The organism is Fischerella thermalis PCC 7521, assembly GCF_000317225.1.
In the GTDB taxonomy this organism is placed as follows: Bacteria; Cyanobacteriota; Cyanobacteriia; order Cyanobacteriales; family Nostocaceae; genus Fischerella; species Fischerella thermalis.
In genome coordinates, this window is sequence record NZ_AJLL01000096.1 from 22,789 (window position 1) to 42,419 (window position 19,631).

The window sequence follows — 19,631 nt, forward strand, 5'->3', positions numbered from 1 at the left end:
CAGTCACAAAATTAATGAATTAGTAACAGAACAAAATTTTCGGCTTCGGACAGCACAGCGGCTTGACGAGCTGTGAGTCCTTCAACGTACTACAAGATTGTAACTAGAACTAATCGCAGCGGTGATACTCCAGGTTCTGGTTAGAAAACAATCTACTAAAATCTTGGTCACTCATAAACGAGCCAAGGTGACCTGCCATCCTGATGCAGAGGCTACCTTTTGGAAAAATAGCTTTGGCAACTTTAGCAGTTTCTGCTGGTACAGTATGACCCGGTTTTGGATTCAGTGACATCGAACGATACAGGGATGCGATCGCTGTTTAGATCCTAAATAACTCTTGATGGAGCCAACTTCTTTGTTAAGCAATATTTCGCCACCAGTATCAAAAGTTGCCAAGAACCTAGATAATGTGCAACTCGACACTTTTAGTTGAAAAATAATGTATCTTCTATAACCAAGATTTATTAACACATACGGTTTATTCTTAAATAACGCTAATGCTAATAAATGCTAATAAGCAAATTATTAGTATTTATTAGCATTTAGACCACAATTGCAAATTAAGTTTTTTCAGTGTTTTAACTAGGTGTGAGGAATAAATGAAGCTACAGCTATTGATTCAAAGTCTATTAATTACAGGCTCCTCATTTACTTTATTGTTAATAAATCCTGCTTTCAGCAAGGAAGCACAAGTTCTAGATGTCAAGACTGAGAATACCCAATCTGACAAAAAGGCGAATCTTCAAGCAGTCAATACGCCAATCAAAAAGATACCGCACCTGAGTGAAATAGATTTTGTACCTAAGGTTATCCAAAAGCTGGTGCAGTCACCCGTAACAGAAGTCATAGAAGTGACGGGAGTTCAAGTTAATACAACAGAAAAAGGTCTGGATGTAATTCTCCAGACTTCCAAAGCAGAGCAACTACAAGTATCGGGAAGGAATGAAGGCAACGACTATATTGCTGACATACCAAACGCACAACTACGCCTACCTGATGGCAACACATTTCGTCAAGAAAAACCTCTTGCCGGAATAGCTGAGGTAATTGTGACTAATCAGGATGCGAATACCATTCGGGTCACAGTCAGAGGCGAAACGGGCGCGCCGACAATCGAGTTGTTTGATAGTGATAATGGTTTGATTTTTGAAGTTGCTGCGCCTGCACCTTCCGCGCCACAACCACAGCAGCAACCGCAAACGCCAGCAACTCCTCCGCCAACACAGCCGGAAAGTCAAACTCAACCAGAGCAGCCATCAGCAGAAACTGATGAACCGATTGAACTGGTGGTAACAGGTGAGCAAGACGGATATAGCGTTCCGAGTGCCACTACTGGGACTAGAACTGACACTCCGATCCGAGACACTCCCTTTTCAATTCAAGTTGTTCCTCAAGAAGTACTTGAAGATCAACAAGTGCAGCGACTCAATGAAGCTCTGAGGAATATTTCAGGTGTAACACCGGGTGTATCTACTCGCTCTCCCTTTGATTTCTACACAATACGTGGTTTTGGTGGTTTTGGTACTAACAACATCATCATCGACGGTTTGCGTGACAGGTACAGCAGTGGTGGTACAAGCCTGGGTAACGTTGAGCAAGTAGAAGTCCTCAAAGGCCCAGCAGGCGCTTTGTTTGGTCAGGGTACACCAGGAGGAACGATAAACGTTACTACAAAAAGACCTTTGAGTACTCCTGCCTATGACGTAGAGTTAGGCTTGGGAAATTTCAATACATACATTGGCAGTATTGATTTAACAGGCCCTCTTGATGAAAACAAAAATATCCTCTACCGCTTTAGTGCCTACGGGTTTAGTTCAGAAACGTTTGTTGATTTCTTTGATATCACGCGCTATTCTTTTGCTCCTGCTTTGTCCTTTCGTTTGGGCGAGAATACTAACTTGACGGTAGAAGGAAGCTATTCCGTTGTTGAGCAGAAAAACGATCGCGGTTTACCAGCCAGAGGAACTGTCCTATCCAATCCCAACGGTGATATTCCACTCAATCGATTTCTTGGTGAGCCTTCTGTCGATTTTGTTGGGCAAAACATCGGGCGGATTGGTTATCAGTTTGAGCATAACTTTAATGATAACTGGCAGCTTCGCAACTCATTCCGAGCCACCTTTTACCGTCAGCCTCAAAACACTTTTCTTCCTCTAGGATTGCAAGAAGATGGTCGTACTCTTGAACGTTTACAAAACCAATTAGATGAACAAGATGGTACTAGTTACATTCTAGACACCAATGTTGTTGGTAACTTTAAAACAGGAAGTATCGCCCATAAGCTATTATTTGGTGTTGATTTGTACCGTGATACCTATAACTCTTCTGGGGTAGATTTAGAAATTACACCAATTGACATCTTCAACCCTGTCTACGGTCGTGATCAAGTAGGTGCGAGAATTCCTGACACGGCTTCTTCTTTTGAAGAAACTAATCAAGCTTTAGGCATCTATATTCAAGACCAAATTACTCTATTAGAGAACCTGAAAATTTTGTTGGGTGGACGTTTTGATCTGATCAATCAAAGAAGCGAATTTGTAGATAGTTTTGGTGATGCATTCCCTTCTTTCCAACAAGATGAAGCCTTTAGCCCTCGATTTGGGATTGTCTATCAACCAATTCCCGAAGTTTCACTCTATGCGAGTTATACTCGCTCATTTCAACAAGTTGTGGGAACAACTTTTGATCGAAGATTATTTAAGCCAGAGCGTGGCACTCAGTGGGAAGTTGGTGTGAAAACTGATTTAACTGATAAGCTTTCTGCAACCCTTGCATACTACAACATAACCCGTTCTAATGTTCTAGCTGATGATCCAGAAAATGCTGGTTTTTCTGTGCAAACGGGTGAACAAAACAGTCAAGGTGTGGAATTGGATATTGCTGGAGAAATACTTCCTGGATGGAAAATTATTGCCTCCGCAGCATATACTGATGCCAAAGTTACAGAAGACGCCGATTTTTCAGGTAATAAACTCAATAACGTCCCGGAATTTGGTGCTAGTTTGTGGACTACTTATGAAATTCAGAGGGGAGATTTGCAGGGATTGGGATTTGGTTTTGGGCTGTTTTACGTCGGAGAACGTCAGGGGGATATAGCTAACACCTTTACCTTACCAAGCTACGTAAGAACGGATGCCGCGATTTTTTATCAGGAAGACAACTTCCGTGCTTCTATTAATATCAAGAACCTGTTTAACATTGAGTATTTTGAAAGTGCCCGGAATGACCGAGAAGTATTTCCAGGCGATCCATTAACTGTGGTTGGTTCTGTCTCCTGGAAATTCTAGCGCTGCCTGTTGAATGCTGCTTAGGCCATAATGAAGAAAAATCAACTGCATCTTTGTATTCAACCATTTTTCCTCATCGCTCTGTTCTTGCTCTGGATAACAGCTTGCGATAGTCAGGCTATTCAGAAAACTGACATTTCCAAGACACAGTTAGGCATTTCTGAGTGCCGAGTCATTCAGCATGAACTAGGAGAAACTTGTGTTCCTCTTCAACCCCAGCGTGTGATTGTTACAGATGAAGGAGCCTTAGATGCATTGCTAGGACTAGGTTTGCAGCCAATAGCAGCAGCAGAATCAAATCTTGCAGGTAGCAGAGGACAGCAGTTTGCAGGGAAGAAGATAGAACAGATAATTTCTATCGGCAAATCATCCCAGGTCAATATAGAAAGAATGGTACAGTTGCATCCAGATTTGATTCTGGGATTTTACTTCACTGCTGAGAATTACAAGCTATTTTCCCAGATAGCTCCCACAGTGAAACTGGAAGCAAAATACCTCAAAGATGGTTGGAAAGAATCTTTGCGGGAAATTGGCCAAATATTAGGCAGAACTGAAAATGCTGATGATGCGCTTGCACACTACCAACAACGGGTGAGAAAACTCCGAAAACTGATAAAAGAAAAACTGGGGACAATGGAGGTATCTGCGAGCCGTTTCTATGCAGGGCTGCATAATCCACAGTTTGATACTATCTTCTCATTTTCTGGATGGATTTTAAAGGAGGTGGGGCTTTCTGCACCCAGACATCAACTTCAGGCTACCACCAGTCCAGATACATATTCTGTATTGGTCAGCTTAGAACGCGTAGACTTGCTGGATGCAGATGTTTTATTTGCAATGTTAGATCCCGGCGCTGAAGAAAACTTCAAAAAATATCAGAAAAGTCAACTGTGGCAATTACTCAAAGTAGCCAAAAATAACCAGGTGTACACAGTTGATTCTGGTTATTGGTATGGAGGCAATATCCTAGCAGCTAATGCTATTCTTGATGACTTATACAAATATCTACTGAAAGAAGCATGAAAATTTTTGACTGAAGAAAGGTAGCTATGCTGAGGAGAGCGAAGATTTTTGGGGGAGATGGGCATTAATCATCCACGAACTGGACTGTTCTGGCTGCTTCTCTGGGCGCTATCATCGCTCTCACTCTACAACCAAGTAATATGTTTCTTATTATACTTTAACCAAAGTGATGAAAGAGCGTTAATCACTATTTGTTGGCGGTAAAAGATAAATTGCCCCAGAAATTAAGGTGAGGAGGACAGAAACCCAAAAAGCAATGAGGGAGGGAACTTTCCAAACTTCTGGTAAAGGTGCAATTAAAAGAGCGATCGCAATAATTTGGCTAAAGGTTTTGAGTTTACCCCAAATATTCGCTCCGGTAATTGTGGTTTGATTGACACGCCAACCAGCGATCGCTAACTCCCGTGCTAGTATCAAAAATACTCCCCAAGCTGGAATCTGTCCCAGTTCAATAAATACCAGTAATGGTGCAAGCACTAACAATTTATCGACTAGGGGGTCGAGAAATTTACCTAAATCGCTAATTTGGTTGAGTTTTCGTGCTAAGTAACCATCTAGCCAGTCGGTACCAGCTGCAACCAGGAAAATTGCTAAACACACCCACCTAGTTGTTGGTGTGGGGTTGGGTAAGCCGTAAAGTAGGAATGGCAAGCCTAAAAGACGGGAAAAGGTAATCCAGTTGGGTAAAGTCATGGGATTTTAAATTAGGTGATAAGTAATAGGTGATAGAAAAATAATTACTGATTACCAATTAACATCTAATGGGAATCGAACAAGCAACACAAGATTTTTTGACAATTTTCCCGAATTTGATTTTAATTAACGAACACCGTGCAAGGCGATGTACACAGATAGATTATCAGTGTGTATCTGTGTACCCTGGGGGAAGCCGCGCAAAGCGCGTCTACATCTGTGTTCGATTATCAAAACAGGATTTTTGCCATAGTTTTAATTCGCATTAGGCGTAATTACCAATTACTATTACCAATTGTTAAACCAAAATCACTATGACTGAACAAAGAAATTCTCAATCCAGAATAGAACGCGATTCAATGGGCGATCGCGAAATTTCCAGTAGTGTTTATTACGGCATTCAAACCGTACGTGCTACAGAAAACTTCCCAATTAGCGGTATTCGTCCTTTACCTACTTACGTAGATGCTTGTATTTTAATTAAAAAAGCTACTGCTATAGTGAATGGTGAACTGGGTTGTATTCCCCAAGACATCAGTCAGGCAATAGTCCAAGCTGCCGATGAAGTTTTAGCTGGCCAGTTCCGTGAGCAGTTTGTGGTAGATGTTTATCAAGCCGGTGCTGGTACTTCCCATCACATGAATGTTAATGAAGTATTAGCAAATCGGGCGTTAGAAATTCTTGGTGATCACAAAGGAAACTACAAGCGTGTCAGTCCCAATGATCACGTTAACTACGGACAGTCTACCAATGATGTGATTCCCACAGCAATTCGGATTGGTGGTTTATTGGCGTTGTCTAGAACACTGCACCCGGCTTTGGAGGGGGCTATAGCAACTTTAGAGGCAAAAGCAGCAGAGTTTCAAGATATCGTTCGTTCTGGTAGAACTCACATGCAAGATGCTGTGCCAGTGCGGTTGGGTGAAAATTTCCGTGCTTGGGCACACATTCTAACAGAACATCAAAACCGGATTTACACTGCTAGTGGGGATTTGATGGTACTGGGTTTGGGTGGTAGTGCAGCGGGTACGGGGTTGAACACCCATCCCCAATATCGTGCCCGTGTGATATCAACTCTAGCAGAACTGATTAATAGTCCACTACAACCTGCCCCTCATTTGATGGCGGCAATGCAGAGTATGGCACCATTTGTCAATGTTTCTGGTGCGTTACGTAACTTAGCGCAAGATTTAGTAAAAATCTCTCATGACTTGCGATTGATGGACTCTGGACCAAAAACTGGTTTAAAAGAAATTCAACTCCCACCAGTACAACCGGGTTCTTCAATTATGCCAGGCAAGTATAACCCCGTGATGGCAGAGATGACATCGATGGTGTGTTTTCAGGTGATGGGTTACGACAGTGCGATCGCACTGGCAGCCCAAGCAGGACAATTAGAATTGAATGTGATGATGCCACTGATTGCCTATAACTTGATTCACAGTATCGAAATTCTCGGTAATACTATTGCTGCACTCACACAACGCTGCATTCAAGGAATTACCGCCAACCGGGAACGTTGTTTGGCATATGCAGAAAGTAGTTTAGCTTTAGTAACAGCTTTAAATACCCACATTGGTTATTTAAATGCCGCAGCCATAGCAAAAGAATCTTTGGAAACAGGCAAATCCCTACGACAAATTGTTTTGGAAAAAGGACTAATGAGTGAAGCAGAATTAGCTAAAGTTCTAAACCTGGAACAAATGAGCCAAATTTTACCCCTTGAATAAAAATTGTTGATTGTTGTCCGTTGTTTGTTGTTTGGAAAAACCACCAATCACCAACCACCAACCACCAACTACTAACAAATATGCAAACACCAACCGTTAGTTTCATTCGAGCCAATTCTTACGAACCAGAAGTTTTAAGAGATTCTTTGGCAACACTGCTAGAACCATTCGGAGGAATGGCAGCGTTTGTAAAACCAGGGAATCGCGTTTTACTTAAACCCAATTTGCTCACAGGCGCACGTCCTGGCAAAGAGTGTACCACGCGATCGCAATTAGTTTATGTAGTGGCACAGATGGTAATTGAAGCTGGCGGTAAACCATTTTTAGGTGATAGTCCTGCTTTTGGTAGCGCCAGGGGAGTTGCCATTGCTAATGGCTATCAACAGATTTTAGAAGAACTTAATCTTCCAATCATTGATTTTCATGGGGTTCGTTACCAAACAGTTAGTCAAGAGTTTAACCATCTGCTACTCTGCAAAGAAGCGATGGAAGCAGATGTAGTAATCAATCTACCCAAAGTCAAATCTCATGTCCAATTAGTACTTACCTTGGGTGTAAAAAACTTGTTTGGCTGTGTTCCTGGCAAAATGAAAGCTTGGTGGCACATGGAAGCAGGAAAAGATGCCAACAGGTTCGGGGAAATGTTAGTAGAAACTGCTAGAACAATTAACCCGAATTTAACTATCTTAGACGGTGTTATCGGTCATGAAGGCAATGGCCCTAGTGGCGGTGAACCTCGTTGTCTGGGTATTTTAGGCGCATCACCAGATGTATTTGCTTTAGATCGAGCCATGGTAGAGATACTTAATGTCCCAGCCACAGAAGTACCTACTGTTGCTGCATCTATGCGTCTGGGAGTTTGTCCGAACCTCAATGCTATCCACTATCCTTATTTAGATCCTCAGTCACTACGGATAGATGATTGGCGATTACCAGACAAGTTCGTTCCCATTGATTTTGGTATGCCTCGCCTAATTAAGTCTACGTTCAAACACCTCTACATCAAGTTTATCAAAGAACCACTCAGCGCTTATGTTAGAGGATAACTACAGCAAGTGCAAACTCTGCTACAGCAATTTCAAAACTGGCACAGTAAGCTGAAAATACCCTCCGATTGCTTAACCAGACCGCCCTACTCTACTAGTGGCGGTTTTTTTAGTCTCATGTTTTTCCTGATCTAATTGCTAACAATCATGCTAATTTTTGCTTGAGATATATTAGCTGCTTGGGAATGAAATACTTACTTATCTACCTATTGATATATTGACAAAATTTAGTAGAAAGAATATCTTTCTTGAATTTTCGATTATATTAAATTTTTCTTAAGTAAAATCACTGATTGAACTTACTAAATATTAAACATTATCCTAGTATAAATTTTGTGTAAATTGGTGGATTAAAGTGTTTGCTCTCGGAAACGCTTTTAACTCACTAGCAGTTACTAATCTCAAAAACTTAAATATATATCTAGTGTTGATACGGTATAAGTATGAGTAAATATAACAAACTAAAAATATCTAAAGTTAGATTTTTTATCCTTTTGTAGGGCTATATTTTCCCAAAAATGTATTTTGAATCACATAAACTTACTTTAATAAAATTGATAAATGTACTTTTTATGCTATAATTCTGTTAAATCCCAATGCAAAAACGATATTGTTTAACAACCAAGTCAAGCAACAATAGTTACACAATTATGCAAATTTTTTATCATCTAAAATTAGTATCAAGTTTTTTATATACAGAAGATTAGCAAGGAGTCACTCAAACAAAAGCGGTGCTTGACGATTAAAAAAATTACAGTTAAAAAGTAGCTAAAATAGAGTTAGACTCAGAGAAAAGAGTCTAAATGCAAAATCAGGTAATCAAACAAACTTTTTATGAATTCAAACAGCGAGTCTGCCAGTTCAACTAACATATCCTCCCATCGTTTGGCAGACATCATCGGAACTGTCATTGGTGTGCTAACCCTGATCTTACCTTTGTTAGTTATTGCTAATTACTCTTCCGCTAATATTCCCAATACTCAGCCATCTTTCACATACAACCTCAAGCAGAAGTAGAAAATATTGGTAATGAATTAAAAAACAATTTTGAAAACTCAAGATATATAGCTACTAGATTAAGCTTAGATTAACCATAGATAATGTTTACCTTGTGAGCTACAGCTAGTAGTTTAGGTTACTGCACAGAATCTGGACTATTGCTAAATAGTTCAGACTCTCGAATTTATAACTTGAAGTAAATGATCAGATTTTGACTTTGCATAAAATCGAGATGGATTCTTGAACCACTTTAGACGCAAAGCTGCTTCCCGTAAGGGTAGATCGAAGTGCACGAAGAAGTTAGATTTTTTCGTTTACAACAAACAATTCAAAAACATCCTGCTTTCTCTGTAAAGCCCAGATTTTTAATATATTCAAGGCGATCGCCAAATCAAACAGAGTTACATTTACTAAATATCAGTTTTAAGTCCTCTTAGGTTTTCATTCCCTGAGAAAATCCTATTTTAATCAATTATTAGCCTTCTGACCATTTTTCACGACTTAGCAAATCAATAATGCAATCTCTGAGCAAAAATTCGTTTCTTTCTAACTCAAGCTCTACAAATAACCAGTCACGGTAAGGAAGATATTTACACAACACGTAAATAGGTTGATTAAGTTGAATCAGCCCCTGGTTAACAAGTTGAACTGCTTTTTCCCTAATATACTCTATGTTGTATTTAACAGCAGTATCTACCATACATTATCTCCTTGTTTACCCATAAAACAAATAATCATCGTTACTAGTTAAATTGGGTAACGATTGATCACTGAAAATAAAGTCTTTTATCTTTTATTATGAACTTAGCAGCATTAGCAATCAAAATATGAAAATTAGTTTTGACTTTATCGCTAAATTTTAGTTGCACTTGAATAAAAAATTGTAATTAACAATACTTACTCTACCTCTTAGGACAGATAAAACACATATCTTTAGTTATATTACCTTTGTAAAACTGTATGCTTCTTGGGTGTGAGAGGCAAAACGCTTAGAGCCTTAGGTGATATATAAAGCCTGTTGGGAAACATAGCAGTTAGCTTACCTCGTCTTTGCTAAATGCTGTGATTTTGCTAAGCCTATTATCAGGCTACTAAATACTTTGAATGTGGCTGAATTCATTATATGTTTATTTTTCCAATAATGAGTCACTATTGGTTAAAACTATGCCATTAAAAATACACTTATTACTTGATAAACTTTACTTAACTTTAAATTTTGAATGATTGAGAAGTTAGGGGAACAGAAATTTAGGATTAGACAGCAAACTTGTTCCACAGTATTTACTGTATTTAGTGAAAAAGATAACTTTCCTTTATATACAGGAGCATAACAGACATTGAGTGCCTATCATCCCTTACTTTCGGTAGATATCTACTCCTAGCTTTTGATATATGACGCAGACATGCAAAAACAGGTATCATTAGTAAATAGGTAAGTATTGACTAAACCAACTGCCTAATATAGAAGGTGTAATTCATTATCACTTTCTAGTTTCATCATCATTAATCGATGATATGGCCTGTAACTGAGCTAACAAAGAAACTGCTTATTGTCTAAGTATTTTAAATGCTTGTAAAGAAATACCATAAAAAATAATACTTAAATAAAGTATTATTTTTGATGGATACGTTTGAAATTAGAGGTAGAAAACTTCTGAAAAAAGTCAAAACAAAAAGCTCTGTTTTCATTTACAAAATCAACTGATATCATCACAAATAAAACGAGAATGATTGTATTTTGTTTGTCTAAGTCAACGTAAAAATCCAGTTTGATAAACTTTCGAGATGTGTTGTTGAGGAGGAAGTGTTCATGCGTAGTTTATCTGGTTGGTCGTTAACAAGTAGTGCATTGGTAGCTCTGGGAATATCGGCTACCACAGCTACTCCAATGATGATTTCCGCTCCTGTATTAGCTCAGGTTACAACCCCAACTCCAGCGCCTGCACCAGCTACAACAGCTCCTAGCTTTGCTGATGTGCCAGCAGATTATTGGGCGCTACCATTTATTCAAGCCTTAGCCGCAAGAAATGTAATTGTTGGTTATCCGGATGGTACATACAAACCAGACCAACCAGTAACCCGCGCTGAACTTGCTGCTATGTTCCAGAAAGCTTTTACACTGAATCCAGTAAGACAGCTACCGCCGGAAGGTTTTAGAGATGTGCCTACTAACTATTGGGCAGCACCTGCAATTAGAGCTGCCTACGAAGCTGGATTTTTGTCAGGTTATCCCAATAACTTGTTTGGACCGAATCAAACAGTTTCCAAAGCAGATGCAATTACTGCTGTAGCCAGCGGACTCAATCTAACTCCCAGTGGTTCTGTAGAACAAACTCTTGCTAACACCTATGTAGATGCTGGGCAGATCCCGTCTTATGCTGTTAATCAAGTGGCAGCAGCAACACAAGCTAATCTAGTCGTCAACTACCCTGATGTGAGAACGCTCAACCCACGGGGAGGTTTAACGCGGGCGGATGCGGCTGCACTTTTGTATCAAGCTTTAGTGAGACTTGGACAGGTGCAACCATTACCTAGCAATGTGGCAGCTGCGAATTATATTGTAGGTGGTACTCCTCAAACTACAGGTGATATTGTTTCTATAGCTGAGGCTAGTGGTAGTTTCAATACTCTGACTTCTTTGCTAAGGACAGCAGGTTTAGCAGATGCTCTCAGACAGCCAGGTCCTTATACACTTTTTGCCCCAACAGACCAAGCATTTGCAGCTTTACCTCCAGATGTTCTACAGCAGTTACAGCAACCAGAAAATAGAGAAACCTTAATCAAAATTTTGAGATACCACGTAGTTGCTGGTGAACTACCCGCTGAAAAGCTGACATCTGGTGAAGTAAAAACTCTAGAAGATGCAGCAGTAAATATCAAAGTTGACAATAGTCAGATTGCGGTTAATAATGCAAGCGTCGTTCAACCGAACGTCAAAGCTACCAACGGTGTTGTTCACGTCATCAACCAAGTTTTAATTCCACCAGAATTGGCACAGGGTGAGGAAACCGAAGATGAAGCTGCTGCTACAGTAAAAAGAAACTATATTGCCGTTGCTGGTAACATTGGTTTAGGTGGTAATACGGCTCTTGGCAGTGGTAACTTTGCAGTAACCAGCAAATTTGGTCTCACAAACAATTTCTCAGTAAGACCAGGGGCAGTTATTGGCGATGATACTGTGTTTCTAGTTCCCATCACCTATGACTTTGCTTTCCGACCTACTAATATAGGTGGAAGTGATGCTGTTATTTCTCCTTATGTGGGTGCTGGTGTAGCTATTGGTACTGGCGATGACACTGATTTTGGTTTACTACTTACTGGTGGTGTAGATTATCCCTTATCTTCTCAGTTTATGGTGACAGGTGCTGTGAATGCTACTTTTGTAGATGATACAGATGTAGGGATTATGTTAGGAATCGGTTATAGATTCTAATTAATCATTGTCGAATTGCCGATGATTAAATAACCCTGCCCCTACTTTAATAGTTGGGGTAGGGTTTTATGGATGAAATTGAGTTTAATTTTGATATACTAGACAAGACAATCAAAATTAGGAATCTGCAAACAGGGGAGTTAGAAAACACCCTCACCGGGCATAATGACTTAGTTTATGCTGTAGGCGATTAGCCTAGATGAACAAACTCTAGTGAGTGGTAGTGCTGATAAGACAGTGAATATTTGCCGAATACCTTATAACGAGTTTACACCCTTACGTAGTTGGTTTAGTGTATTTTGCTACTAAATTGCCTAGTAATGGTAAATCTATCGGTTTAGAAATATATTCATTTACTCCTGCTGCTAGACAAATTTCGCGATCGCCTTTCATTGCCATTGCAGTTTGCACAATTATAGGGATGCTTCGATACTGCTCATGTTCTCGCAATTGTCGTACTATTGCTAAACCATTTTCATTCGGTAATTTAATATCCAATAAAATTACTGCTGGCTTGTGCTGATCTAAGATTTTCCAAATTTGCTGACTATTATTTGCCAAATTGACCTGATAACCTAATCTTTCCAAATAAACTTGCATTAATTGAGCATTGTGTGAGTCATCTTCTACCAACAAAATATTTGTGGAATGGTTATTTATGGAAACTAATTGAGAAGGTCTAGATCTGTCTTCACCTTTCGCATCTTCTCCTACTCCCTCCACTTCCCCTAATTCCCCACTCTCCCCTTCCTCCTGCCTGAGGGGTAGTACAATCGTAAAACGGGAACCACCACCTAGCTCTGATTCTACTTCTACGCTGCCACCGTGAAGTTCAGCCAGTTTTCGAGTCACTACCAATCCTAAGCCAGTACCTTCGTTTTGACTAACTACACTATTTGGAATTTGAAAATAAGGTTGAAAAAGTTCTGCTTGGTGTTTTTTAGAGATGCCAGTACCAGTATCCCAAACTGTAAAATATATCCAAGAATTGTTGGATTTAACTTGTAAACCAACAGTGCCATTAGTAGTGAATTTCAAGGCGTTAAACAATAAGTTCAGCAGCATCTGCTTGAGTCGCAAGGAATCAGCTAATAAGGTATTAACGTTAGGATCTAATTCTAGTGATAGTTTTAAACCTTTATTCGCAGCTTTTTCTTTCACTAGAATTAAAACATTGTGACACAATGTTTGTAAATCAACTTTTTCCCATTGTATTTCCAATTGATTGGCTTCAATTTTGGACAGATCCAAGATATCGTTAATTAAAGCCAATAAGTGCTTACTACTAGATTGAATAATGCTTAAGTACTCTTGATGACGTTCCTTAGAGGGATCGTAGCCTTGGGCTAATAATAGGTGGGTAAAACCAGTAATTGAGCTCAGAGGAGTGCGGATTTCGTGACTGGTATTTGCCAAAAATTGATTTTTAAGTTGATTGGTTCGTTCTAGTTCCTGATTGATTGTCTCTAACTGTTGGCAGTGTTGCTGCAAAGATTGTATTTTTCGGAATTGGGTGATGGTTGTAACACATTGCTGGGCGGCGCGTGTCAGCAGTTGTGATGTAATTTGCACACAAGTGTCTTTGAATGAATTGCCATCAGATTCTACAGGTGTTCTGATAATTATTAACCAGCCAATGACGCCATCAATATCAGTGGCTAACTGCCAAGCACTGGGCGGTTGTTGCTGTTCAAGCAACTGCAAATCGTCAATTTCTATTTCTTCTGCTAATCTCAAACGAAATTTTTTTTTCTTTTTTACCATCCCTTTTAGCACTAGTGATGGTAAATTTTGGGGTGGAGAAGTAGGAATAAAGCAAACTTTGCCAACGGTTTGTTGTGGTTCTACAAGTGCGATCGCCACCTTACTATTATTCAAAACGCTGTTTAACTCATTGACCACAGTTTGAAAAATTTCTGCTTCACCCGCCCCTGTTGGTTGATTGCTAGTGAGATTCACAAGGCAATCATTCAAGCGATTTTGCAACCGATTTAAGCTGCGTTCCAGCCACAACTCAGCCCGCAGTTGTTGGATAGTTGTCAAAACTGTTGGTGTTGCATCTACTTGTGAGTTTTGTTCTGGTAAGCTTGAATACTGCTGCATGGTCAACTAGACCGCTTAAGAAGTTTAGCTTTGCACAAAAGTGCAAATAGGATGCTATGTATATTAACGCACTCCTCTTTTTATATTTATAAACTAAAACTGGAAATGTCGAGTTTAAAAGCAATACAAAAGATTTTTGGATGAAATTTTTATATGAATGCACAACTAGTTCAATTAGTAGTCAATGGTATTTCAGTAGGAAGTATTATCGCTTTGGGCGCAGTTGGACTAACTCTTACCTATGGGATCTTACGGTTGTCTAATTTTGCTCACGGTGACTTTCTCACTCTCGGCGCTTATTTAACACTGCTTGTCAATTCCACCGGCATAAATATTTGGCTGTCAATGATACTAGCAGCAGTAGGGACTGTTGCTGCAATGCTGCTGTCAGAAAAATTACTGTGGTCAAGAATGCGTTCGATTCGGGCTACTTCCACCACTTTCATTATTATTTCCATTGGACTTGCTCTATTCCTTCGTAATGGCATTATCTTCTTTTGGGGTGGTAGTAACCAAAAATACAATGTACCAGTTGCACCAGCTCTTGATTTTTGGGGAATAAAGATACCTCAAGTCAAGCTGTTGGTGATTGTTTTAGCAATATTAGTCATTTTGCTTTTGCATTACCTCTTACAAAATACAAAAATCGGTAAAGCAATGCGATCTGTTGCCGATGATATTGACTTAGCGCGAGTTTCTGGTATCAATGTTGACCAAGTTATCTTGTGGACTTGGGTGATAGCAGGTAGTTTAACTTCGTTGGGCGGAAGTATGTTAGGGCTAAGTGAAGCTGTGCGCCCCAATATGGGTTGGTTTTTAATACTACCTTTATTTGCCTCAGTAATTTTGGGTGGAATTGGTAATCCTTACGGTGCGATCGCCGCAGCTTTTATTATTGGCATTGTTCAAGAAGTCAGTACACCTCTGCTTGGTTCCCAGTATAAACAAGGCGTAGCTCTGTTAATTATGATTCTAGTGCTACTAATTCGCCCCAAGGGTTTATTTAAAGGCACAATTTGAATCTGGGAACGGGGATTGAGCAGACAAGGGGGACAAGAAGGACAAGGAAGCATTTTTTCTCCCTTGTCTCCCCCGTCTACCTTTTACTTCTGCCAGATCTCCATTCCCAGTTTCTGATTTAAATCAGAAGTTAACCCGCTTTACTATTCAATAATGTGGAAGTAATAGGCTGCCACAATAAAGTTAATAGCTAACAAGAGCAAAGCCCAAGCTGTACGAAATGTGTAGGGGGGTTTAGCTGTTGTTGATTTAGCTACGGGTAAATCTGCTGTAGTATCTGCTTTTGCCATAAAATGAACTCCTAACTTAAGGACTTCTTCAGAAATACCAAACAGATGTCCCAATTCGCCACTTTCGTTAAAAATATTTTCGTGATTTTGGGTAGCAAGTGGGAGGGAGGTGGGGAGAGTGTGTAGACGAGGGAGTGCGGTGGACTCTTTTCCCGGCATAAAGAAAGAGCCGTGTACTCATAGGCTTAAGGTAAGGGTGGAGTGTGAGGATTAGTGAACAACAACTAACAACCAACAACTAACAACTAACTATGAACACAATTGTTATTTTTGATATTGATGGTGTTGTGCGCGATGTGAGTGGTTCCTATCGTCGAGCGCTCGCAGATACCGTGGAGAATTTTACATTAGGAGCATATCGTCCTACACCAGTAGATATTGACCAGTTAAAGTCTGAAGGGATTTGGAATAATGATTGGGAGGCGTCCCAAGAGTTAATCTACCGCTATTTTGAAACTCAAGGACAGCCTCGCGAACAATTAGGATTGGACTACAAAAATATTGTTGCTTTTTTTCAAGCTCGTTACCGAGGTACAGATCCCGAAAATTTTACTGGGTATATTTGTGATGAACCTTTATTGTTAAGTCCTAGCTATCTCGAACAACTGACTTTAGCTGGTATTGCTTGGGGATTTTTCAGTGGTGCAACTCGTGCTTCTGCTAACTATGTTTTGCAAAGTCGTTTGGGTTTGCAATCTCCTGTGTTGATTGCGATGGAAGATGCTCCAGGAAAACCAGATCCAACGGGACTTTTCGCTACTGTTCGGTTGTTGCAACAGAATATCGATAAGTTGTCAATAATAGTGTATGTGGGAGATACAGTAGCTGATATGTATACAGTAGAAAAAGCGCGAAATCTCCAACCTGAAAAAACTTGGATTGGTGTAGGGGTATTACCACCGCATGTACAAGAAACGCCAGTGTGGCGTGATGCTTATGCCGAGACACTACGGCAAGCAGGAGCAGCTATAGTTTTGAATAATGTACAGGAATTAACACCAGCAAAGATTCAGGCAATTAGAACAGCTACAGCCAAGGGTGGTAATCTTGAGGATCTGCGGGCTGAGTTGTTTAGTGAAGAATGAGAGTTATTGTTTGCGATAGGAAAGAATCAAATAACGAATTAGCTTTAAACGACATCTCCACTCCCTGTCGGTCGTGGGGGTGCCGAGTTCCCCAAACTCCCATCACCTAACCCTCTGGGCGACCCTCAATTTTGCAGAACGAGAACGGGGATTGTTGACAATTTCTTCTTCATGTGGTGTGATTGGCTTTTTGGTCAAAACCTGCAACAAGGGTGAATTCCTCAGACCATGTTTAACCAAACGGTCTTCCAAGCTATGAAAACTGATAATCGCGATTCTGCCACCTGGGACAAGTGCTTGTGGTGCTTTATCCACAAAGGTTTCTAAAGACTTTAACTCGTCGTTAACAACAATTCGCAGTGCTTGGAAAACACGAGTAGCAGGATTAATTCTGCCATAACGGTATTTGGGGGGGACACTGTAAGCGATCGCCTGTGCTAATTCTGTGGTAGTTTCAAAGGGACGCTGTTCCACAATGCGTTTAGCAATGCGTCGTGATAGTCTTTCTTCCCCGTACTTAAAAAAAATATCTGCTAATTCAGCTTCATCCCACTCATTAATCACATCTGCGGCTGTCAGAGACTGTTGCGTATTCATTCGCATATCCAAATTAGCTTCGTGGCGAAAGCTAAAACCTCTGTTTGCTGTATCCAGATGGTAAGAACTCACTCCCAAATCAGCGAGAATACCAGCAAAAGTACTAGGTGGAAATTCGTAAGCAGCAAAGTTAGTGTGGATGAATGTGACGCGTTCTCCAAACTCTGCTAATTCCTTTTGCGCCGCCGCTAAAGCATCCTCATCTTGATCAATAGCAGTGACTCGTACATCGGGCGCAGCTTCTAAAATTAAACGAGTGTGACCTCCACCCCCCACCGTTGCATCAAGATAGTGTCCCTCTGCGCGTACTGCTAAACCCTCAATCACTGCTTGAGGTAAAACAGGAATATGAGAAAAAGCTGGTTCTTCGATATCTATATCTATTTGGTTCGGAGACATGAGAGTTCATGTTGACTGGACATAAAAATAGACAACTTTGATACAGTTATCAGTTATCTTGATCACTTTATGAATTTGGTGTGAGAAAACACTAGGATAGCTTATAGTAATCTTTTTGAATGCCTATGGATAGTTCTGTTAGTGTGAATCGGCTTGTCTACACCCATCTCAATATAATTAGATTAGTTGAATCCAAGGCAAACGCATGAATTCTCCAATCCTAAATTGTTGAATTTATGTGTATTAGTAGCAAATATATCTTCAAAAGCCACCCGAAACCAAAAACGTCAAGTAAATTTTTAAGTAGGGGTTACTGGCTTCATCGTTCATAAACCGGAGAACACTGAAATCTATGGCAAGAATAGAAACCCGTACTGAACCAATGGTGCTGAACATGGGGCCTCATCACCCTTCAATGCACGGGGTTCTGCGGTTAATTGTCACTTTGGATGGCGAAGACGTTGTTGATTGTGAGCCGGTAATTGGCTATCTACACCGGGGAATGGAAAAAATTGCGGAAAACCGCACTAATATCCAGTATGTCCCCTACGTGAGTCGCTGGGACTATGCGGCGGGTATGTTCAACGAAGCCGTTACAGTCAACGCTCCAGAAAAGTTAGCAGGGATTACCGTCCCCAAACGCGCCAGCTACATCCGCGTCATCATGCTGGAGTTAAACCGCATCGCTAACCACTTATTATGGTTTGGCCCCTTCCTTGCTGACGTGGGCGCTCAAACTCCCTTTTTCTACCAGTTCCGCGAACGGGAAATGATTTATGACCTGTGGGAAGCTGCTACAGGTTATCGCATGGTCAACAACAACTACTTCCGCATCGGGGGAGTGGCGGTTGACTTACCCTACGGTTGGGTAGATAAGTGCCTAGACTTCTGCGATTACTTCTTACCCAAAGTAGATGAGTATGAGCGTTTAGTTACCAATAATCCTATTTTCCGTCGACGTGTAGAAGGTGTTGGTACTATTACCCGCGAAGAAGCAATTAACTGGGGACTTTCTGGCCCAATGTTACGCGCATCTGGTGTCAAGTGGGATTTGCGGAAAGTAGACCACTATGAATGCTACGATGATTTCGATTGGGAAGTACAGTGGGAAACAGCCGGAGATTGCTTAGCCCGTTACATGGTGCGGATGCGGGAGATGCGCGAATCCGTGAAAATCATTCGCCAGGCTATCAAAGGACTTCCAGGCGGGCCATACGAGAACTTAGAAGCGAAGCGGATGCAGGCGGGCAAAAAATCTGAGTGGGATGACTTTGATTATCAATACATTGCCAAAAAAGTTGCTCCTACCTTTAAGATTCCTAAAGGCGAAATTTACTCCCGTGTCGAAAGCGGTAAAGGTGAATTAGGAATTTATTTGATTGGTGATGATAACGTCTTCCCTTGGCGGTGGAAGATTCGCCCAGCAGATTATAACAATCTGCAAATTCTCCCTCATTTGCTGCGGGGCGTGAAAGTAGCAGATATTGTGGTGATTTTGGGCAGTATCGACGTAATTATGGGTTCTGTGGACCGTTAGTTAGTTATAAATTTGGAATTCGGAAGTCGGAGTTAAGTTTAATTCCGAATTCCGGGTTTATTTTTGCAGTGGGTTTTGGAATTGAACCGCACCAGGACGCACCAGGATGCAGAGAGAGAATTGGAAGAAGTGCGATCGCTTTAGTTCTTCTTGTACCAGGCGACTATAAATCCCAGCTACACATACAAAACTCACCTACGTAGTTTTTGTGATCGTGTCGCAGTCCACATAGTGGATCAAAAAGGCTCAAGCAGGAATGCTTGAGCCACTACTAAATGCAATTAATTTGATAGACCTTTTGCATGAATTCTACACCCCCTCAATCTCCCCGTGAACGGGGAGGGTTAGGGTGGGGTTCAAAATATTTGTGCAAGGGGTCTACTGAACTC

15 protein-coding genes and 1 pseudogene are annotated in these 19,631 nt (G+C 40.6%); 10 read left to right on the forward strand and 6 right to left on the reverse strand.

Annotated elements, in window-relative coordinates:
* Positions 1–92: 92 nt before the first annotated feature.
* Positions 93–292: pseudogene (locus tag UYK_RS24420) on the reverse strand (IS5/IS1182 family transposase); the annotation flags it as partial.
* Between the two features lie 307 nt (positions 293–599).
* Here UYK_RS24420 and UYK_RS0120080 point away from each other — a divergent pair.
* Both UYK_RS0120080 and UYK_RS0120085 read left to right on the forward strand, forming a co-directional pair.
* Positions 600–3,287 (forward strand): TonB-dependent siderophore receptor, encoded by a 2,688-nt coding sequence (locus UYK_RS0120080; protein ID WP_009456276.1) that lies wholly within the window; start codon positions 600–602, stop codon positions 3,285–3,287.
* A gap of 30 nt (positions 3,288–3,317) precedes the next feature.
* Positions 3,318–4,310 carry an iron-siderophore ABC transporter substrate-binding protein gene (locus UYK_RS0120085; RefSeq protein ID WP_009456277.1) on the forward strand — a complete coding sequence of 331 codons (993 nt, stop codon included), beginning with the start codon at positions 3,318–3,320 and terminating at the stop codon, positions 4,308–4,310.
* A gap of 180 nt (positions 4,311–4,490) precedes the next feature.
* Here UYK_RS0120085 and pgsA read toward each other — a convergent pair whose 3' ends face one another.
* On the reverse strand, positions 4,491–5,003 hold the full coding sequence (gene pgsA / locus UYK_RS0120090; RefSeq protein WP_009456281.1) for a CDP-diacylglycerol--glycerol-3-phosphate 3-phosphatidyltransferase: 513 nt from the start codon (positions 5,001–5,003) through the stop codon (positions 4,491–4,493).
* Between the two features lie 314 nt (positions 5,004–5,317).
* Between pgsA and UYK_RS0120095 the strand changes: the two genes are divergently transcribed.
* The 3 genes from UYK_RS0120095 to UYK_RS25315 all read left to right on the forward strand — a co-directional run bounded on the left by UYK_RS0120095 (position 5,318) and on the right by UYK_RS25315 (position 8,796).
* Entirely contained in the window at positions 5,318–6,733 is a 1,416-nt protein-coding gene (locus UYK_RS0120095; RefSeq protein ID WP_009456283.1) for an aspartate ammonia-lyase, read from the forward strand.
* Positions 6,734–6,813: 80 nt separating this feature from the next.
* Positions 6,814–7,779: an Npun_F2552 family protein gene (locus UYK_RS0120100; RefSeq protein ID WP_009456285.1), complete on the forward strand. Its 966-nt coding sequence runs from the start codon at positions 6,814–6,816 to the stop codon at positions 7,777–7,779.
* 834 nt (positions 7,780–8,613) lie between these two features.
* Entirely contained in the window at positions 8,614–8,796 is a 183-nt protein-coding gene (locus UYK_RS25315) for a TLTLP motif-containing protein (RefSeq protein WP_071588136.1), read from the forward strand.
* Positions 8,797–9,253: 457 nt separating this feature from the next.
* Here UYK_RS25315 and UYK_RS0120105 read toward each other — a convergent pair whose 3' ends face one another.
* The gene (locus tag UYK_RS0120105) at positions 9,254–9,478 is read right to left on the reverse strand and encodes a DUF4327 family protein (RefSeq protein WP_009456294.1); all 225 of its coding nucleotides are present in this window, start codon (positions 9,476–9,478) and stop codon (positions 9,254–9,256) included.
* Positions 9,479–10,588: 1,110 nt separating this feature from the next.
* Between UYK_RS0120105 and UYK_RS0120110 the strand changes: the two genes are divergently transcribed.
* Both UYK_RS0120110 and UYK_RS27615 read left to right on the forward strand, forming a co-directional pair.
* On the forward strand, positions 10,589–12,211 hold the full coding sequence (locus tag UYK_RS0120110; protein ID WP_009456296.1) for a fasciclin domain-containing protein: 1,623 nt from the start codon (positions 10,589–10,591) through the stop codon (positions 12,209–12,211).
* A 68-nt stretch (positions 12,212–12,279) separates the two neighbouring features.
* Positions 12,280–12,405, forward strand: a complete 126-nt coding sequence (locus tag UYK_RS27615) for a hypothetical protein (protein WP_009456306.1) — start codon at positions 12,280–12,282, stop codon at positions 12,403–12,405.
* An 82-nt stretch (positions 12,406–12,487) separates the two neighbouring features.
* On the opposite strand, the gene hrmK is transcribed toward UYK_RS27615, so the two are convergent.
* Positions 12,488–14,314 (reverse strand): hybrid histidine kinase/response regulator HrmK, encoded by a 1,827-nt coding sequence (hrmK, locus tag UYK_RS0120120; protein ID WP_016872041.1) that lies wholly within the window; start codon positions 14,312–14,314, stop codon positions 12,488–12,490.
* 153 nt (positions 14,315–14,467) lie between these two features.
* On the opposite strand from hrmK, the gene UYK_RS0120125 reads away from it, so the two are divergent.
* On the forward strand, positions 14,468–15,334 hold the full coding sequence (locus UYK_RS0120125; protein WP_016872042.1) for a branched-chain amino acid ABC transporter permease: 867 nt from the start codon (positions 14,468–14,470) through the stop codon (positions 15,332–15,334).
* 143 nt (positions 15,335–15,477) lie between these two features.
* Here the strand turns inward: UYK_RS0120125 and psaX are convergent, their stop codons facing one another.
* Positions 15,478–15,624: a photosystem I protein PsaX gene (gene psaX, locus UYK_RS0120130; RefSeq protein ID WP_026086530.1), complete on the reverse strand. Its 147-nt coding sequence runs from the start codon at positions 15,622–15,624 to the stop codon at positions 15,478–15,480.
* 251 nt (positions 15,625–15,875) lie between these two features.
* On the opposite strand from psaX, the gene UYK_RS0120135 reads away from it, so the two are divergent.
* On the forward strand, positions 15,876–16,709 hold the full coding sequence (locus UYK_RS0120135) for a TIGR01548 family HAD-type hydrolase (protein ID WP_009456313.1): 834 nt from the start codon (positions 15,876–15,878) through the stop codon (positions 16,707–16,709).
* 102 nt (positions 16,710–16,811) lie between these two features.
* On the opposite strand, the gene rsmH is transcribed toward UYK_RS0120135, so the two are convergent.
* Entirely contained in the window at positions 16,812–17,705 is an 894-nt protein-coding gene (gene rsmH, locus UYK_RS0120140; RefSeq protein ID WP_009456317.1) for a 16S rRNA (cytosine(1402)-N(4))-methyltransferase RsmH, read from the reverse strand.
* Between the two features lie 352 nt (positions 17,706–18,057).
* On the opposite strand from rsmH, the gene UYK_RS0120145 reads away from it, so the two are divergent.
* A complete protein-coding gene (locus UYK_RS0120145; RefSeq protein ID WP_009456318.1) occupies positions 18,058–19,242 on the forward strand; it encodes an NAD(P)H-quinone oxidoreductase subunit H in 1,185 nt (394 codons plus the stop codon).
* Positions 19,243–19,631 lie beyond the last annotated feature (389 nt).

Excerpts from the sequence above, each read along its gene's own strand:
- UYK_RS0120080 (WP_009456276.1), top strand. The coding sequence starts at position 600 with ATGAAGCTACAGCTATTGATTCAAAGTCTATTAATTACAGGCTCCTCA.
- UYK_RS0120085 (WP_009456277.1), top strand. The coding sequence starts at position 3,318 with ATGAAGAAAAATCAACTGCATCTTTGTATTCAACCATTTTTCCTCATC.
- pgsA (WP_009456281.1), bottom strand. The coding sequence starts at position 5,003 with ATGACTTTACCCAACTGGATTACCTTTTCCCGTCTTTTAGGCTTGCCA.
- UYK_RS0120095 (WP_009456283.1), top strand. The coding sequence starts at position 5,318 with ATGACTGAACAAAGAAATTCTCAATCCAGAATAGAACGCGATTCAATG.
- UYK_RS0120100 (WP_009456285.1), top strand. The coding sequence starts at position 6,814 with ATGCAAACACCAACCGTTAGTTTCATTCGAGCCAATTCTTACGAACCA.
- UYK_RS25315 (WP_071588136.1), top strand. The coding sequence starts at position 8,614 with ATGAATTCAAACAGCGAGTCTGCCAGTTCAACTAACATATCCTCCCAT.
- UYK_RS0120105 (WP_009456294.1), bottom strand. The coding sequence starts at position 9,478 with ATGGTAGATACTGCTGTTAAATACAACATAGAGTATATTAGGGAAAAA.
- UYK_RS0120110 (WP_009456296.1), top strand. The coding sequence starts at position 10,589 with ATGCGTAGTTTATCTGGTTGGTCGTTAACAAGTAGTGCATTGGTAGCT.
- UYK_RS27615 (WP_009456306.1), top strand. The coding sequence starts at position 12,280 with ATGGATGAAATTGAGTTTAATTTTGATATACTAGACAAGACAATCAAA.
- hrmK (WP_016872041.1), bottom strand. The coding sequence starts at position 14,314 with ATGCAGCAGTATTCAAGCTTACCAGAACAAAACTCACAAGTAGATGCA.
- UYK_RS0120125 (WP_016872042.1), top strand. The coding sequence starts at position 14,468 with ATGAATGCACAACTAGTTCAATTAGTAGTCAATGGTATTTCAGTAGGA.
- psaX (WP_026086530.1), bottom strand. The coding sequence starts at position 15,624 with ATGGCAAAAGCAGATACTACAGCAGATTTACCCGTAGCTAAATCAACA.
- UYK_RS0120135 (WP_009456313.1), top strand. The coding sequence starts at position 15,876 with ATGAACACAATTGTTATTTTTGATATTGATGGTGTTGTGCGCGATGTG.
- rsmH (WP_009456317.1), bottom strand. The coding sequence starts at position 17,705 with ATGTCTCCGAACCAAATAGATATAGATATCGAAGAACCAGCTTTTTCT.
- UYK_RS0120145 (WP_009456318.1), top strand. The coding sequence starts at position 18,058 with ATGGCAAGAATAGAAACCCGTACTGAACCAATGGTGCTGAACATGGGG.